This is a genomic window from Staphylococcus pseudoxylosus (assembly GCF_044794325.1).
Lineage (GTDB): Bacteria > Bacillota > Bacilli > Staphylococcales > Staphylococcaceae > Staphylococcus > Staphylococcus pseudoxylosus.
In genome coordinates, this window is sequence record NZ_CP085024.1 from 2192472 (window position 1) to 2207564 (window position 15093).

The 15093-nt window shown below is 33.0% G+C and carries 17 protein-coding genes, 1 other RNA gene and 1 pseudogene; 6 read left to right on the forward strand and 13 right to left on the reverse strand.

Annotated elements, in window-relative coordinates:
• The first annotated feature begins 187 nt into the window (after positions 1-187).
• The 4 genes from LG295_RS10550 (at position 188) to LG295_RS10565 (ending at position 1858) form a co-directional block, all read left to right on the forward strand.
• Positions 188-388 (forward strand): hypothetical protein, encoded by a 201-nt coding sequence (locus LG295_RS10550; RefSeq protein ID WP_107558735.1) that lies wholly within the window; start codon positions 188-190, stop codon positions 386-388.
• A 32-nt stretch (positions 389-420) separates the two neighbouring features.
• Entirely contained in the window at positions 421-741 is a 321-nt protein-coding gene (locus LG295_RS10555) for a helix-turn-helix transcriptional regulator (protein WP_107531472.1), read from the forward strand.
• 90 nt (positions 742-831) lie between these two features.
• Positions 832-1716 (forward strand): permease, encoded by an 885-nt coding sequence (locus LG295_RS10560; protein ID WP_404475881.1) that lies wholly within the window; start codon positions 832-834, stop codon positions 1714-1716.
• A gap of 13 nt (positions 1717-1729) precedes the next feature.
• Positions 1730-1858 carry an alcohol dehydrogenase gene (locus LG295_RS10565; RefSeq protein WP_107531470.1) on the forward strand — a complete coding sequence of 43 codons (129 nt, stop codon included), beginning with the start codon at positions 1730-1732 and terminating at the stop codon, positions 1856-1858.
• A 112-nt stretch (positions 1859-1970) separates the two neighbouring features.
• On the opposite strand, the pseudogene LG295_RS10570 reads toward LG295_RS10565, so the two are convergent.
• From LG295_RS10570 to LG295_RS10580, 3 genes and pseudogenes are all read right to left on the reverse strand, one after another.
• Positions 1971-2093, reverse strand: a pseudogene (locus LG295_RS10570) (YolD-like family protein); the annotation flags it as partial.
• Positions 2094-2207: 114 nt separating this feature from the next.
• Positions 2208-2771, reverse strand: coding sequence for a hypothetical protein (locus LG295_RS10575; RefSeq protein ID WP_326020420.1), 564 nt, complete (start codon positions 2769-2771; stop codon positions 2208-2210).
• Complete coding sequence (locus LG295_RS10580) at positions 2768-2899, reverse strand: hypothetical protein (RefSeq protein WP_275128974.1); 132 nt, start codon at positions 2897-2899, stop codon at positions 2768-2770. The genes LG295_RS10575 and LG295_RS10580 overlap by 4 nt, the downstream gene beginning before the upstream one ends.
• Positions 2900-3416: 517 nt before the next feature.
• On the opposite strand from LG295_RS10580, the gene LG295_RS10585 reads away from it, so the two are divergent.
• Both LG295_RS10585 and LG295_RS10590 read left to right on the forward strand, forming a co-directional pair.
• Positions 3417-3983 carry a hypothetical protein gene (locus LG295_RS10585; protein WP_107531468.1) on the forward strand — a complete coding sequence of 189 codons (567 nt, stop codon included), beginning with the start codon at positions 3417-3419 and terminating at the stop codon, positions 3981-3983.
• A 17-nt stretch (positions 3984-4000) separates the two neighbouring features.
• Complete coding sequence (locus tag LG295_RS10590) at positions 4001-4171, forward strand: hypothetical protein (RefSeq protein WP_158256294.1); 171 nt, start codon at positions 4001-4003, stop codon at positions 4169-4171.
• A 389-nt stretch (positions 4172-4560) separates the two neighbouring features.
• Here LG295_RS10590 and LG295_RS10595 read toward each other — a convergent pair whose 3' ends face one another.
• The 10 genes from LG295_RS10595 to tpiA all read right to left on the reverse strand — a co-directional run bounded on the left by LG295_RS10595 (position 4561) and on the right by tpiA (position 15036).
• A complete protein-coding gene (locus LG295_RS10595; RefSeq protein WP_107531467.1) occupies positions 4561-4896 on the reverse strand; it encodes a hypothetical protein in 336 nt (111 codons plus the stop codon).
• Positions 4897-5134: 238 nt separating this feature from the next.
• Positions 5135-5495, reverse strand: a transfer-messenger RNA (tmRNA) gene (ssrA, locus tag LG295_RS10600).
• 129 nt (positions 5496-5624) lie between these two features.
• Positions 5625-6089 carry an SsrA-binding protein SmpB gene (gene smpB / locus LG295_RS10605; protein WP_017722470.1) on the reverse strand — a complete coding sequence of 155 codons (465 nt, stop codon included), beginning with the start codon at positions 6087-6089 and terminating at the stop codon, positions 5625-5627.
• Between the two features lie 22 nt (positions 6090-6111).
• On the reverse strand, positions 6112-8499 hold the full coding sequence (gene rnr / locus LG295_RS10610) for a ribonuclease R (RefSeq protein WP_107558406.1): 2388 nt from the start codon (positions 8497-8499) through the stop codon (positions 6112-6114).
• 35 nt (positions 8500-8534) lie between these two features.
• The gene (locus LG295_RS10615; RefSeq protein ID WP_107531465.1) at positions 8535-9275 is read right to left on the reverse strand and encodes a carboxylesterase; all 741 of its coding nucleotides are present in this window, start codon (positions 9273-9275) and stop codon (positions 8535-8537) included.
• A 133-nt stretch (positions 9276-9408) separates the two neighbouring features.
• On the reverse strand, positions 9409-9642 hold the full coding sequence (secG, locus tag LG295_RS10620) for a preprotein translocase subunit SecG (RefSeq protein WP_017722473.1): 234 nt from the start codon (positions 9640-9642) through the stop codon (positions 9409-9411).
• 68 nt (positions 9643-9710) lie between these two features.
• The gene (locus tag LG295_RS10625; RefSeq protein WP_107531464.1) at positions 9711-10172 is read right to left on the reverse strand and encodes a hypothetical protein; all 462 of its coding nucleotides are present in this window, start codon (positions 10170-10172) and stop codon (positions 9711-9713) included.
• A gap of 1086 nt (positions 10173-11258) precedes the next feature.
• Entirely contained in the window at positions 11259-12563 is a 1305-nt protein-coding gene (gene eno, locus LG295_RS10630; protein ID WP_107531463.1) for a surface-displayed alpha-enolase, read from the reverse strand.
• A 192-nt stretch (positions 12564-12755) separates the two neighbouring features.
• Positions 12756-14273, reverse strand: a complete 1518-nt coding sequence (gene gpmI / locus LG295_RS10635) for a 2,3-bisphosphoglycerate-independent phosphoglycerate mutase (protein WP_404475888.1) — start codon at positions 14271-14273, stop codon at positions 12756-12758.
• A gap of 1 nt (position 14274) precedes the next feature.
• A complete protein-coding gene (gene tpiA / locus LG295_RS10640; protein WP_107531461.1) occupies positions 14275-15036 on the reverse strand; it encodes a triose-phosphate isomerase in 762 nt (253 codons plus the stop codon).
• Between the last annotated feature and the right edge of the window lie 57 nt (positions 15037-15093).

Here is a 15093-nt window from a genome sequence, read left to right on the forward strand (position 1 = left end):
TAACATAGATTAACATCTATATAGCTTTGTGTCTATGTAGTTTTCCGACTAATTTTAGTATTAGATTAGAATGCGTCGTAAATAACTAGTTTTATTATCTTGCAAAAGTTAAAATAATAATTTATAGTTGATATATCAAAAAAAGTTGATATATTGTTTTAGTATTTTATAAAGGAGTTCTATTTTATTGAGAGTAAATCATGCAAGTACACTATCTGTTGATTATTTTGTTAGTTACTTAAACCTAATTATGATATCAAGAGAAATTTCTTTAAAAGAAGCTATATCATATATGAAAAATGAGTTCTTCAAAGGAGAACCTGACATGTATGGTAAAATGACAGAAACTCATTTTAATTTAGCAATACAAGAACTTAAACAAAAATAGAGGTATGTAAATATAAGAGAGGTGATCTTTCAATGGAAGTTATTAAATCCAGTCCTAGTAGAACTGAGGAAGAACAATTAGATTTTTATGAACAGATGTTTAATGCACTTGCCGATAAAATTAGACTTAAAATTCTACATTCAATACGTCAAAGCGATAAAAAATCTTTGTGTGTATGTGATTTAGAAGAATTATTAGCGTTAAAACAATCTAAACTTTCCTATCACTTGAAAAAATTAGTAGATGCAAATATTCTTGTTGCTGAAAAGCATGGCACATGGAATTATTATAAAATTAATGACCAACAAATACAGGTGGTTTTAAATGAAGATACTTTTTGCAAGATACTTTAAGTATCTTCTTTTTAATATAGAATTAATCAATTTTTTTTTGATTAATATATCAAAAAAAATTGATTAAACAAATTCGGAGGAGTTATATTAATGGTAGATTCAATTATGGAATTCATAAAAACATTTCTAATGTTATTTTTTGAATTATTATCACTATTTATAGTAGTGAGTTTTATAGTAAGTCTGATTCAACAAGTTGTTTCAGAAGAAAAAATAAAAAAACTTTTGAGCAAACCTAATAAAGCCGTCAATTATATATTGGGTATGATATTTGGTGCTGTTACACCATTTTGTTCTTGTTCAACTATTCCAATACTTGCAGGTCTATTAAATTCCAAAGTTCCTTTTGGCCCAACGATGAGTTTTTTAATTGCTTCACCGTTAATGAATCCATTAATGATATTTATGTTATGGGTTTTATTAGGATGGAAGGTTGCTATTGTTTATTTTGTAGTACTAGCTTTTTTCAGTATATTCACAGGTTTAGTATTTTCAAGAATGAATTTAGCTGAAACCTATAAAGGAGTCAATGTTAAGGGTGATGGATTTTTTGCTAATAAATCAGGGTCTCGTTTTAAACAAGCATTAAACGATGCGTGGGCATTTTTATATCCAATGTTACCTTATCTATTTATTGGTGTGTTTATTGGTGCGTTTATATATGGATTCATACCTGAAGAATTTATAACTAAGTATGCAAGTGGTGATGGTTTTATATCGGTATTTATTGCTTCTGTTATCGGTATTCCTATGTATATCAGACCAGAAACAATGTTACCCATAGCCGAAGCATTAGTATCAAAAGGTATGTCGCTAGGAACAGTAGTTGCATTGATAATTGGTGGTGCTAGCGCAAGTATTCCAGAGGTCGTATTGCTATCTAAGTTATTCAAGAAAAAATTTGTAGTATCATTCTTTATAGCAATTTTAGTTGTAGCCATTGCTACAGGTTTAATTGTGAACATCATTATTTAAAGGAGGTGAGATAATGGGGATTAAAGATGCAATAAAAAAAATAAAACCTCAAGAACAGTCATGTTGTTCGGTAGAAATTAAGGAAAGTAAAGACACTAAGCAAGAGAAAGATGAGAAAAAAGAAAATAATAAATCTTGCTAATCTAAAAAGACACCTTTTTTATCGGTGTCTTTTTAAATATGATATATAATATATGTTTATTATGTTAAACATTGCATTGATACTATATTTATATAATGTTAGTACATATAACAAAGGCTTGCCACTTAACCATGCAACGACCTTGTGGTATTCGTGGGTTTAGATATTCTCTAGGTATCTTACGGTAATCAGTTTCATATTTATATTCATCTGGTGCGTTCGGATTTATTGCTATCATATTATCACCTCAATAATATGATTGAACACTTGTTCGTATAAATCAATTTAAAAATCCTCATTCTAAATAAGGTTTTTTCAATAATAACAATAATAATCTCAATTCACATCTTTACTTATGTTTTTCAATATAACTTTTTACTTTGCTCACAAATTCGGCAACCATTTCTTTGACGCTTTCTATAAAAGCGAAAACTTCTTCTATAATTTCACCTTTATAGACAAAGAAATATTCTTCCTCATAATGATAACCAGTTGATTGCGATAAATCTACTTCTTTGCCGTTAATAGCAATTCCACTAGACATATCACCTACTACTTTTATATTATTTAAAACTATATTATTAGGATATACTGCACATTCTGTAGTTTGAGTAATTTCTTTGTAATGAACATTTATTTTAATATGCTTTTCGTCATTATGCATTGTATTAAATGTTTCGTATAGACTACTTTCAAATAAATTATTAAAAATATTATATATAGTCTCATCTACGTGACCAATGTTATTTTTTAAATGCTCTTTATATTTATTATTTGTTGTTCCCTTTTTTCTGAACGGGATAAAAGAATTTGATTTACCAAATTTATTAGATAATTCATATGTTGCGTATTCCATTGGTGATTTTAAGATGTTTAATAACGTATTGATTTTTATTTGGTCATATACATTCAATTTTTCTTTTTTTGTAATTCGCTTTTTTCTATATCTACATATTCTATTTTAAAATTGCAATTCTGATACCAATCTGCATTTTCTAATTTAATCACAATAAAACCGCTCCTTTTTTTATATTTTAACATAAAAAAGCCACCCCGAAGGATGGCAATATACTATATAAATAAAAGGGTGTGAATTAAATATCGGAATTTAACCACACAAACTAATTTATCACTATCTACATATTAATCAAATTATTTGATTGTCCGCTTTGTTTTTAATCAAAAATAACCACCCTAAACAAGGGTGGTCTTAGAGAGTTTGTCTGGATGCACACCCTAGGGCATGTATTAGACCCACTCTATCTAGCAACACCCTAAGGTGCACTAGATAATAGTACAACATTGAATATTGGTTGTAAACTATAATTTATATTAAAAACAGGGCAAGCACATAAGCGCCTACCCTAAACAGTATTATTAGAGAGCATTCTATTAAGGAATGGTATAACTTATTCTAGTATACTAAATTCATTTTATCACTTATTGGTTTTAGTAAATATTAACAGTTTGGAATTATATTGTGACACTTACGAAAAACCCCATTTTATTTTACATTTTATTGTTATGTTATTTATATAAATCAAAGGAGGTATTCATTATGAACAAATATACGAAGTTTACTGGTACTGTATTAGCATCAATATTTACTTTATCTTTAGCAGGTTTACCAATGGCGCAAGCAAATGATTCAAGTGAGAAGAGTATTAACCCTGCACAACAATTAATGAAAACCAATAGTATTCCAAAAGATGCACATCAAGAGGGAGACCACTATGTTAAATATTTTTCAGATCAAGAATTAAAATCAAACTTAGATAAACAAGGCTATGATACTAGTGGTTTTGAATCAACTGAAAGTGATAACGGTATTAATACTTATGCTGCTAAAAAAGGCGGAGTAACAAAAGCAGTATATGGTAAAGGTAAAAATGCAGATAAAGTAGACTTGTATCTTTCGCATAACGCTACAACAGGGATTGTTAAAGCAGGTGCAACAGGTGCAGCGGGTGCTTTAGGCGGATTAATTGGTGGAGCCACTGGTGGTTTTATTGGTTCCTTCGCTGGCCATATAGTTTCTACCTATGGTGGTAAAGTAGTTCCTAAAAATGGTATCATTGTAAAAGGAAATATCAACGGTGATATTAGCGCAATAGTAAGTCAGTAATTAACGAGGTGTTTTACATGACTAAAGTTTTAAGTGTATTATTAACGGCAATTTTATGTGCAGTATACGCCCTTGTGCTATTTTTTCTAGTATCTAATAATACTTTAAGCACCATACTTTTACCAATTGGTTTATTTATTATAATTTATGGTATTAGTATGCTTGAAAAGAAATTATCAAAAAAATAATAAATAATTATTTAAGAGAAAAAGGCTCGAATATTATATTCGGGTCTTTTCGTAATTATCTATCTTTTCCAACAATTCTATTACTCTACTTAAAAGCTTTTTCATTTCATTATCATTTCTGACCGCTGTTTACATGACTAATACCTTTTCTATCTATGTTATACCACATAAAAAATAGGGCAAGCACATAAGCGCCTACCCTAGTAATAGGATTACTTGGTGCAATTATATTGCATCAATTTATTGTTATTTAAACTTGTCAACAGTTCTTTTTCGTATTTAATACATTCTTATTTATCAGTTATTCTAATAATCGCACAATAGAATGCGTACTCACTTTTCAAAATATCAAGAATCCTCACGTATTATACAAATTTACATTCTACTACTTAAGATATTTTTCTCAACAATCCATCAAATATTTGTTTCACTCTGCCCTCAGTTACATAAAAAACATTCCCAATTTCTTTGTATGAATATCCCTCACTTAACAACCAAAATATATAATGCTCTTTATCTGTACCAACTTCTTCTACAATTTCCTCTAGTTCATTATAAAGTATCACATCTTCTATATTATTATCGTTATAAAAGTCTTTCTTCACTTGATTATTAAGTCCAAAAAAATCACTTAAATCATTATTACATGCATTTACATCATCATTTTTCTGTAAACTATGATAGTTAAGTATAAATTTCTTTAATGTAGCTTTATCATAATTCATATATTTATCACAATCCTTACACTACAGTTGCTTTTCTATGCTTTCTAGCACTATTAGTACGGTTAGAATACTTTAATTCATATAAATCCTTTTGTAGTTTCTCAATCGTCTCATAAGCCTTTATACATCCATTAAAATGTATAAAATCCATCAGTTCTTTTTGCTTCCTGTTTTGTATTAATTCAATGTTCCCTCAAAATTAAAAAGCCTATGACCATTTAAGTCATAGGCTTATCTCATATGGAGACGGCGGGATTCGAACCCGCGTCCAGAGGTTCTGATACTAGCACTTCTACGTGCGTAGTCTATCAATGGGTTTCGCATAATGGGAGGTGATAGACATCCGTCATTATGCTAGTTTGATTCATCTCTTCTAGGCAGACTTCAAACGGCAGTGCCTAGCGTATCCTACTATAGGTTGAATCGCGTTAACGGTACATAGGAGATACCGTTAGGCGATGCAGAGTGCTATTACGCAGCTACTGCGAAATTATTGTTTTCTTTGCCAGTTATTATAACTGTGTGTGTTGGTGACGGAGACAACCCTCCGACACGCTTAACTAGCTCATGGAACCCCTGTCGAATCCAAAAACGCCCCCAGAATAATATTAAATGTACTTTCTGCTGACTTCATAATCACTTTATAACGACTATATAGTAACTACTAAGCTTTTTCAGAAAGCACATATTATATTACCAAAGATTATCATCTTTGGCAATATATCCGCTTAATAACGGGCTTTCATCTCTCTAGCTACATCACGTTGTACTGCTTTTTCTTTTAAAGCTTGGCGTTTGTCATATTTCTTCTTACCTCGAGCAACGCCTAATAAGACTTTGCAGTGACCGTGTTTGAGATAGAGCTTCAATGGAACAATTGAATAACCAACTTCACGTGTACGTTCACCTAGTTTTATAATTTCACGTTTGTGCAATAATAGCTTACGTGAACGACGTGGGTCATGGTTAAATCGGTTACCTTCTTCATATGGTGCAATATGCATATTATTTAAATACATTTCACCACGATTAACTTGTGCGTAACTATCTTTAAGATTGGCACTTCCCCGGCGAATCGATTTAATTTCTGTTCCTTGTAACACAATGCCCGCTTCAATCGTATCTTCAATATTATAATCATGTCTTGCTTTACGATTTTCTGCTAGTGTTCCTGGTGATTTTTTCTTTGGCATTGAGTTTCACCTCTTTGTTGAGTTATTTTTTCTTTTTGCGCGCTTTATTTTTCACTTTTTTATCTTTGTAAAATGGTTTATGTTTCGTATTACCTTGTTCTTGTTTCCCATTATTACGTTTGTTTTTACCTTTACGTTGTTTCTGTTTCGTACGATTACCTTTACTGTTTCGATCATCTTTTGATTTGTCTGATGATTTACCACGCGGATTAGCTTGAATCGTCTTACCACGAGAAGGTCTTTGGCCGCGTTCATTTTTAGGTAATGGCATACCTACAATTTGGAAATCAATCATACGTTCGTCGACGTCAACATTGATTACTTTGATTTCTACAGGATCACCTATACGGAATACTTTAGCTTGGCGTTCACCAATCATAGCCATTTGACGTTCATCAAAATGATAATAGTCATCTGTCATGTTGGATACATGTACCATACCTTCAATTGTATTTGGCAATTCAATAAACATACCAAAGTTCGCAACTGAACTAATGATACCTTCGAACTCTTCACCAATATGTTGTACCATATATTCGGCTTTCTTCAGTTCATCTGTGTCACGTTCAGCTTCTATCGCTCTACGTTCTCTTTGTGACGTATGTTCAGCAATTTCAGGCAGTGCTTCTTCCCATTTATTTTTTTCTTTTCTATCCATAGACTGTTCTACAATATACTTGCGAATTAATCTATGCACAATTAAATCAGGATATCTACGTATCGGTGATGTGAAATGGGTATAATACTCTGCTGATAAACCAAAGTGACCTAAGTTCACATCATCATAACGTGCTTGTTGCATTGAACGTAACATCATCGTTGAAATAACCATTTGTTCTGGTTGCCCTTCAACTTCTTGTTGGATCTTCTGTAAAGTAGATGGGTGAATATCTTCGCCTGTCCCTTTAATCATTAAACCAAAATTAGTTACAAAGTCAAAGAATTGACGTAGACGTTCTGATTTAGGTTGCTCATGAACACGATAAATAAATGGTACTTCTAAGCGATCAAAATGTTCAGCAATTGTTTCATTAGCAGCTAACATAAATGATTCGATTAGGCGTTCGCCTTCGCCACGTTTTCTTAATTGAACGTCAGTTGGGATACCTTCCTCATTGACAAGTACTTTGGCTTCATCAATATCAAAGTCAATTTCACCACGACGTTTTCTCATATTAATCAAACGTTGCGACAAGTCTTGTGCTAAGTCAAGCATCGGTGTAACTTCGCTATATTTATTGCGAGTTTCTGCATTTTGATCCGTTATAATTTCATTTACTTCATCATAAGTCATACGATAATTTGAATGAATTACACTATCAAAAATTTCATGTTTAACAACTTCACCACGCTCATTAAGCTCCATTTGACAACTTAAGGTCAATCTATCTACTTTAGGATTTAATGAACAGATACCGTTACTTAAACGGTGTGGAATCATTGGAATTACACGATCAACTAAATACACACTTGTTGCACGGCTATAGGCTTCTTCATTTAACGCTGACCCTTCAGTTACATAGTAACTTACATCTGCAATGCTTACTGTTAGTTGTGTATTACCGTTACTTAATCTTTTAACACTAATGGCATCATCTAAATCTTTCGCATCTGCGCCATCGATAGTAATTGTCAATTCATCACGTAAGTCGTGGCGACCTGTAATTTCTGATGATTCTATATGATCTGGCACTGCTTCAGCCTCTGCTAAAACATTATCAGGAAATTCAATCTCGATTCCATGTTGATAAATGATTGATAGGATATCTACACCTGGATCATTCTTGTGTCCTAAAATTGCTGAAACAATACCTTCTGGATTATCTGTACCATCAGCATATTTCGTAATTTGTACGAGCACTTTGTGACCGTCAACAGCTCCAAGATTTTGACCTTTTGGAATAAAGATATCTTGCATAATTCGTTTATCATCTGGTAATACAAAACCGAAATGACGTGCTTCACTATAGGTACCAACCACTTGAGTGACCGAATGTGTTTCTATAGTTTTAACTTCGCCTTCAACTTTCCCTTTATGATCCCCTTTAGATTGATGTACCTCAACTAGGACTGTATCACCGTCCATAGCTCTGTTTATCTTCGTAGGTGGGATAAAGATATCATCCATGTCCTCTACTTCTGGACGTAAGAATGCAAAGCCTTTTTTATTTTGGCTAAGTTTACCTTTTATCAATTTTGGTTGTTTGGACTTTTGTGATTCCTTGCGCTGATATCTATCTGTTTTTGTACGTTGAATTAAACCTGTTTGTTCTAATTCAACAAGCACCTTAATTAAGTCTCTAAATGAGTCGGCACTATTTAAACCTAATGCATCTTGAAAATCAGACACAGACATTGGTTCATAATCTGGTTGTTTTATAATTTCTTCAATGGATTGCTTTAAATTCATTATGCCCCTCCTTTCTATTTTTAAATATTTATATTTTAATTTGACCAATCTAATGATTCTAAGAAATTATAGACGTCTTCGAATACTAGTTCTTTCTCTTTGTCTATCGTAATGACATGTCCTGAATTTGCATACCATTTAATATCTTTATCATCAGATTCGCTCTCATTGTATATAATGTTTGCAGAATCTGTATTGATCATTTGATCTTGCTCTGCTTGAATAACCAATAACGGATCCATCACTTCATCAATGTGTTCTCTTACATCTTCAATTTGACCTTGTAATTCTTTTAAAGTATCTGTTGGTTTGAAATGATCCATTTCTTTTTGAATTGTGGCTTCATCTTTTCCTTCATACTTTTTAAAATTACGGGCATATTCTAAAACCCCTTCAAACATAGCGCCCTCAGTCTTAATATACATAGGAGAGCACATAGTTACAATACCCTTTACATCTCTGTTTAAGCTTAATTTTAAAGCATAGCAGCCACCAAGTGACAAACCCGCTACAACAATTTCATCATAACCTTTATCTACCAAAAAGTCATAACCATCTAAGGCATCTTTTAACCATACAAAAGGGCTTGATTTTAAAATCTCTTCAGGTGGTGCTGCATGTCCTTCATATTGTGGTGCGTAAGATGTATAACCTTTTTTCTGTAAGAATCGACCTAATTGTCTTACATCTGAGGAATTTCCTGTAAAACCATGCAATAACAACACTGCTCTATTCCCTTCTTCAAAAAAGAATGGCTCTGGAAGTTTCATCTGCATTGTATTCAATCCTTTCGTTTATGCTTTTAATTACAACATCACTATATTTATCTATACTTGAATATTTCACTATTCATTTAAACTCAACATATCTATTATAAATAAAAAAGCCCGACTTTAACATTGTCGGACCTTATAAACCAAAATAACTTATGCCTAACATTAACAAGAAGAAAATGATAGACAATACAATTGTTAATCTATGCAAGAATAAATCAATACCGCGTTGCTTTTGTTTACCAAATAACTGTTCGGCGCCACCACTGATTGCACCTGATAGTCCATTACTTTTACCTTCTTGGAGTAACACAACAGTTACTAATGCAATACAATCTAAAATCAAAAGTACTATTATTAATGTATGCATGAAAATTGTCCTCCATTCATCATATACGAAACGCATTATATCATACGTTCGTTACCTTTAGCAAACTTCTATCTATTGAACGTACTCTTACGTACTATTGAAACGATTAACATGTATACGCCGAGTACAAATGATATCACTAATACTAATGTTAGTGGTAATAAGTTTAAACTTGATTTCACATCTAATATTGCGTGATAAACTGCACCAATATTAATTATATTATACAAAATTTGTGATGCGAATACCGCAAACATGAACCACCATAAATAGCTATGCCTATTCCAAATTGCAAAGATACCCGCTAAGTTCGCTAAGATATACATAATCCCAGTAAACTGAAAACTATTTTTAATTGTGCCAACAGCATTTTCTGATGTTTTTTGTCCACTATTAGATAGCAATTGTTTTATTACACTATCATCTAACACTAAAAATAAATGTACGGCATAAAGTATAGCAATAATTAATGAACTATATGCAATCAGATGTGCTGTCTTAATTTCTTTTGACTTTGGTTTTACATCCATAATGAGTTGATACTCCTTCTATAATTTACACTTATAATTATATCAGTTTCATAGTGAAAGATGAACAATTTAAGTAAATAAGTAAACTATAGTCATACGCTCTAGTAATACTTTTTATTTTTGATATTAAATATAAACAAGGGAGTGGGACAGAAATCTAATTTGTTTTTAAGTGATTTCGTCGTCACGCCCCGGAAAGGATGACTAGGATTGAAATGAGTAAAGGTTTTATTGAAACTAAATTTCATACTTTAAAAGCATTTACTCAATACACGATAAGGATCGTTTTTATTTTCAATCCAGTCAGCTACTGCTCTTTTAACAATTACAATTTGAATCAAGTACACTCTTCCACTGTTTACAATAGCCTTGCTATTGCATAAGTCCTACTAGGGAGTGGGACAGAAATCTAATTTGCTTTTAAATGATTTCGTCGTCACACCCCGGCAAGGATGACTAGGATTGAAATGAATAATGATTTTATTGGAACTCAAGCTCATACTTTAAAAGCATTTACTCAATACACGATAAAGATCGTTTTTATTTTCAATCCAGTCAGCTACTGCCCTTTTAACAATTACGACTTGAATCAAGTACACGCTTCCACTGTTTACAATAGCCTTGCTATTGCATAAGTCCTACTATGCTCACTTTTCAATTGAGCAAGTATTTTTCCTGTTTACAATAGCCTCGCTATTGCATAAGTCCTACTATGCTCACTTTTCAATTGAGCAAGTACTTTTCCTGTTTACAATAGCCTTGCTATTGCATAAGTCCTACTATGCTCACTTTTCAATTGAGCAAGTACTTTTCCTGTTTACAATAGCCTTGCTATTGCATAAGTCCTACTATGCTCACTTTTCAATTGAGCAAGTACTTTTCCTGTTTACAATAGCCTCGCTATTGCATAAGTCCTACTATGCTCACTTTTCAATTGGGCAAGTACTTTTCCTGTTTACAATAGCCTTGCTATTGCATAAGTCCTACTATGCTCACTTTTCAATTGAGCAAGTAGGACTTTAAAAAAACACGCAAGTCATTATGACTTGCGTGTTAGCGCGTGAACTCTTTAATTTTAAAGCTATATTATTTAGATAAGTTATAGAAAGATTTAAGTCCGTCAAACTTGCCTGTTTCGTATAATTCATCTTCAATACGTAATAATTGGTTGTATTTAGCAATACGGTCAGTTCTTGATAATGAACCAGTTTTGATTTGGCCAGCATTTGTTGCAACAGCGATGTCAGAAATTGTAGTATCTTCTGTTTCACCTGAACGGTGAGAAACAACTGCAGTGTAACCAGCTTTTTGAGCCATTTCAATTGCGTCAAATGTTTCTGTTAATGTACCAATTTGGTTAACTTTGATTAAGATTGAGTTACCGATACCTTTTTCGATACCTTCAGACAATTTAACTGTATTTGTAACAAATAAATCGTCACCAACTAATTGCACTTTGTCACCGATACGATCTGTTAATACTTTCCAGCCGTCCCAGTCATTTTCATCCATACCATCTTCAATAGTGATAATTGGATATTTGTTAACTAATTCTTCTAAGTAGTCAACTTGTTGTTCAGCAGTACGTTTCGCACCATTTTCACCTTCGAATTTAGCGTAGTTATAAACGCCGTCTTCAAAGAATTCTGAAGAAGCACAGTCGAAGCCTAAGAATACATCTTTACCTGGCTCTAAACCAACTGCTTTAATTGCTTCTAAGATTGTTTCAACAGCATCTTCAGTACCTTCAAACTTAGGAGCAAAGCCACCTTCGTCACCTACTGCTGTTTCTAAACCACGATCTTTAAGGATTGATTTTAAGTTGTGGAAGATTTCAGCTCCCCAACGTAATGATTCTTTAAATGTTTCTGCACCTACAGGCAATACCATAAATTCTTGGAATGCGATAGGAGCATCTGAGTGAGAACCACCATTAACGATGTTCATCATTGGTACCGGTAATTGTTTACCGTTAAATCCACCTAAATATTTGTAAAGTGGTTGTCCAAGTAAATCAGCTGCTGCACGTGCTACTGCAATAGAAACACCAAGAATAGCGTTAGCTCCTAATTTACCTTTGTTTTCAGTACCGTCTAATTGAATCATCATTTTATCGATTGATACTTGCTCTAATACTGAAAATTCACCTTCGATAAGTTCTGGTGCGATAATTTCGTTAACATTGTCAACTGCTTTAGTAACACCTTTACCTAAGTAACGTGATTTATCACCGTCACGTAATTCTACTGCTTCATGTTCACCAGTAGACGCACCTGATGGAACTAATGCGCGACCAAAAGCGCCGCTCTCTGTTAATACTTCTACTTCAACTGTTGGGTTACCACGTGAGTCTAGGACTTCGCGAGCGTAAACATCTGTAATAATTGGCATGTTTATAATCTCCTTTATAAATAAGTAGTTTAGAAATATTAAATTTCATCTTCATTATAGCTTTAAATACTATAAATACAAAGTAATTTAATTCTCTTGTGTTGTTTATAGATGCTACAAATTGTCAGAATAAAAAGTGCTTCCATACAAATTTATAGCATCAATTTTCACTCTAAATTTTAATTCATTCAATTAGTGATTGATTAATGACTCACCAGTCATGTCTTCTGGTTGATTTACATTTAATAAATCTAATAATGTTGGTGCTAAATCACCAAGACGACCTGTTTCACGTAATGTCACACCATCTTTTGTAACAATGACCGGAACTGGATTAGTTGTATGTGTAGTCATAGGTTGATCATCGTCAGTTAATACCATATCTGAATTACCGTGGTCAGCAGTGATAATTGCATGGCCACCCATTTCAGTTATTTTATCAACAACCTCACCTAAACATTCGTCTACGGCTTCAATTGCTTTAATCGTCGGTTCTAACATACCACTATGTCCAACCATGTCAGGGTTTGCAAAGTTTAATAAGATTAAATCTAGGTCACCTTTGTTTAACTCTTCGATTAAAGCATCTTTGACTTCATATGCACTCATTTCTGGTTTAAGGTCATAAGTTGCGACTTTAGGTGAATCAATTAAACGACGACGTTCACCTTTGAATTCATCATTGCGACCGCCACTCATGAAATAAGTTACATGTGGGAATTTTTCTGTTTCAGCAATACGTAATTGTTTCAAACCATTATCTTGTGCAACTTCACCGATTGTATTATTTAAATCGACTTTTTCAAAAACAATTTCTGCATCTACGTTGTCATTGTATTTTGTAAATGTTGCATAGAATAAATCTTTGACTTGTTCCACTTTAAACCCGTCAAATGCTTTATCTGTAAACACTTCAGAAAGTTGTCCTGCTCTATCTGGACGGAAGTTATAGAAGATTACTGCATCGCCATCATTAACACCTTCATTTTGGTCTTCAATGATAAATGGTTCTACAAATTCATCTGTTAAATCTTTAGCATAGTTAGCTTCAACGCCAGCTTTTGCTGATTCAAACGTCTCTCCACCAAAATTACGGATAGCATTATATGCTCTTTCTTCTCTATCCCAACGTTTATCACGATCCATTGCGTAATAACGTCCAGATACAGAAGCAAATTGGCCAATGCCAAGTTTATTAAATTTAGCTTCAGTTTCTTCTATATATTTTAATGCTGATTTTTGATCAACGTCACGTCCATCTAAAAATGCGTGAACATAAACTTTTTCAATGCCTTGTTTTTTAGCTAATTCTAATAAAGCAAAAAGGTGCTGATAATGACTGTGTACGCCTCCGTCTGATAATAGACCAAAGACATGTAGTACTGAATCATTACCTTTAACATGTTGTATAGCACTGTTTAATACTTCATTTTCAAAGAAATCTCCATCTTCAATTGATTTATTAATACGAGTTAAACTTTGATAAACAATTCGTCCAGCACCAATATTCATATGCCCAACTTCTGAATTACCCATTTGGCCGTCTGGTAGTCCAACATCTAAACCACTTGCTTCGATTTGTGTTGTTGGATACTTACTATAATAACGGTCAAAATTAGGTTTATTAGCTAGTTTTACAGCATTACCATGCTCGCTCTCTCTGTTTGCAAAACCATCTAAAATAATTAATGCAGTTGGTTGTTTCGCCATATTATTTTGCACCTTCTAACAATTGTACAAAATCATCCACTTTAAGTGATGCGCCACCTACTAAAGCACCATCGATGTCTGATTCTGCCATGTATTCTTCAATGTTGTTAGGTTTAACACTACCACCATATTGAATACGTGTTGCTTCTGCTACAGTTTGGCTAGATAATTCTGCAACTGTTTGTCTTACAAATGCGCACATTTCGTTTGCATCTTTAGCTGTAGATGATTTACCAGTACCGATAGCCCATATTGGTTCATATGCGATAACAACTTGTTGTAGTTGTTCTTCAGATAAACCTTCTACTGCTTTCTTAACTTGGCTTCCAACAACTTCATTTGCTTTGCCACTTTCGCGTTCTTCGTCAGTTTCACCAACACAAATGATTGGAGTCATACCATGGTTAAAGATTGCATGTGCTTTCTTGTTAATTTCTTCATCTGTTTCATGGAAGATTTCACGACGTTCTGAGTGACCGATAACAACGTATTTAACACCTAAGTCAGCTAAAGCTACTGGAGAAGTTTCACCGGTGAAAGCACCATTGTCTTCGAAATATGCATTTTGTGCGCCAATTTGTAAGCCTTGTGCTTTACCTTCATTAACTAACGTTACTAATGCGTCTAGTTGAATTGTTGGTGCACAAATAACAGATTCTACTTCTTTAGTATCTGGTAATGCTGGTAATTCATTTACAAAATCTTTTGCTTCTTGAACAGTTTTGTTCATTTTCCAGTTACCTGCGATAATTGGTTTTCTCATTATATTACACTCCTATTAGTAAATTATGATTAAATAGTGTCTATTTTATAATCATGG

Excerpts from the sequence above, each read along its gene's own strand:
- LG295_RS10555 (WP_107531472.1), top strand. The coding sequence starts at position 421 with ATGGAAGTTATTAAATCCAGTCCTAGTAGAACTGAGGAAGAACAATTA.
- LG295_RS10560 (WP_404475881.1), top strand. The coding sequence starts at position 832 with ATGGTAGATTCAATTATGGAATTCATAAAAACATTTCTAATGTTATTT.
- LG295_RS10565 (WP_107531470.1), top strand. The coding sequence starts at position 1,730 with ATGGGGATTAAAGATGCAATAAAAAAAATAAAACCTCAAGAACAGTCA.
- LG295_RS10580 (WP_275128974.1), bottom strand. The coding sequence starts at position 2,899 with ATGTTAAAATATAAAAAAAGGAGCGGTTTTATTGTGATTAAATTAGAA.
- LG295_RS10585 (WP_107531468.1), top strand. The coding sequence starts at position 3,417 with ATGAACAAATATACGAAGTTTACTGGTACTGTATTAGCATCAATATTT.
- LG295_RS10590 (WP_158256294.1), top strand. The coding sequence starts at position 4,001 with ATGACTAAAGTTTTAAGTGTATTATTAACGGCAATTTTATGTGCAGTA.
- LG295_RS10595 (WP_107531467.1), bottom strand. The coding sequence starts at position 4,896 with ATGAATTATGATAAAGCTACATTAAAGAAATTTATACTTAACTATCAT.
- smpB (WP_017722470.1), bottom strand. The coding sequence starts at position 6,089 with ATGCCAAAGAAAAAATCACCAGGAACACTAGCAGAAAATCGTAAAGCA.
- rnr (WP_107558406.1), bottom strand. The coding sequence starts at position 8,499 with ATGAATTTAAAGCAATCCATTGAAGAAATTATAAAACAACCAGATTAT.
- LG295_RS10615 (WP_107531465.1), bottom strand. The coding sequence starts at position 9,275 with ATGCAGATGAAACTTCCAGAGCCATTCTTTTTTGAAGAAGGGAATAGA.
- secG (WP_017722473.1), bottom strand. The coding sequence starts at position 9,642 with ATGCATACATTAATAATAGTACTTTTGATTTTAGATTGTATTGCATTA.
- LG295_RS10625 (WP_107531464.1), bottom strand. The coding sequence starts at position 10,172 with ATGGATGTAAAACCAAAGTCAAAAGAAATTAAGACAGCACATCTGATT.
- eno (WP_107531463.1), bottom strand. The coding sequence starts at position 12,563 with ATGCCAATTATTACAGATGTTTACGCTCGCGAAGTCCTAGACTCACGT.
- gpmI (WP_404475888.1), bottom strand. The coding sequence starts at position 14,273 with ATGGCGAAACAACCAACTGCATTAATTATTTTAGATGGTTTTGCAAAC.
- tpiA (WP_107531461.1), bottom strand. The coding sequence starts at position 15,036 with ATGAGAAAACCAATTATCGCAGGTAACTGGAAAATGAACAAAACTGTT.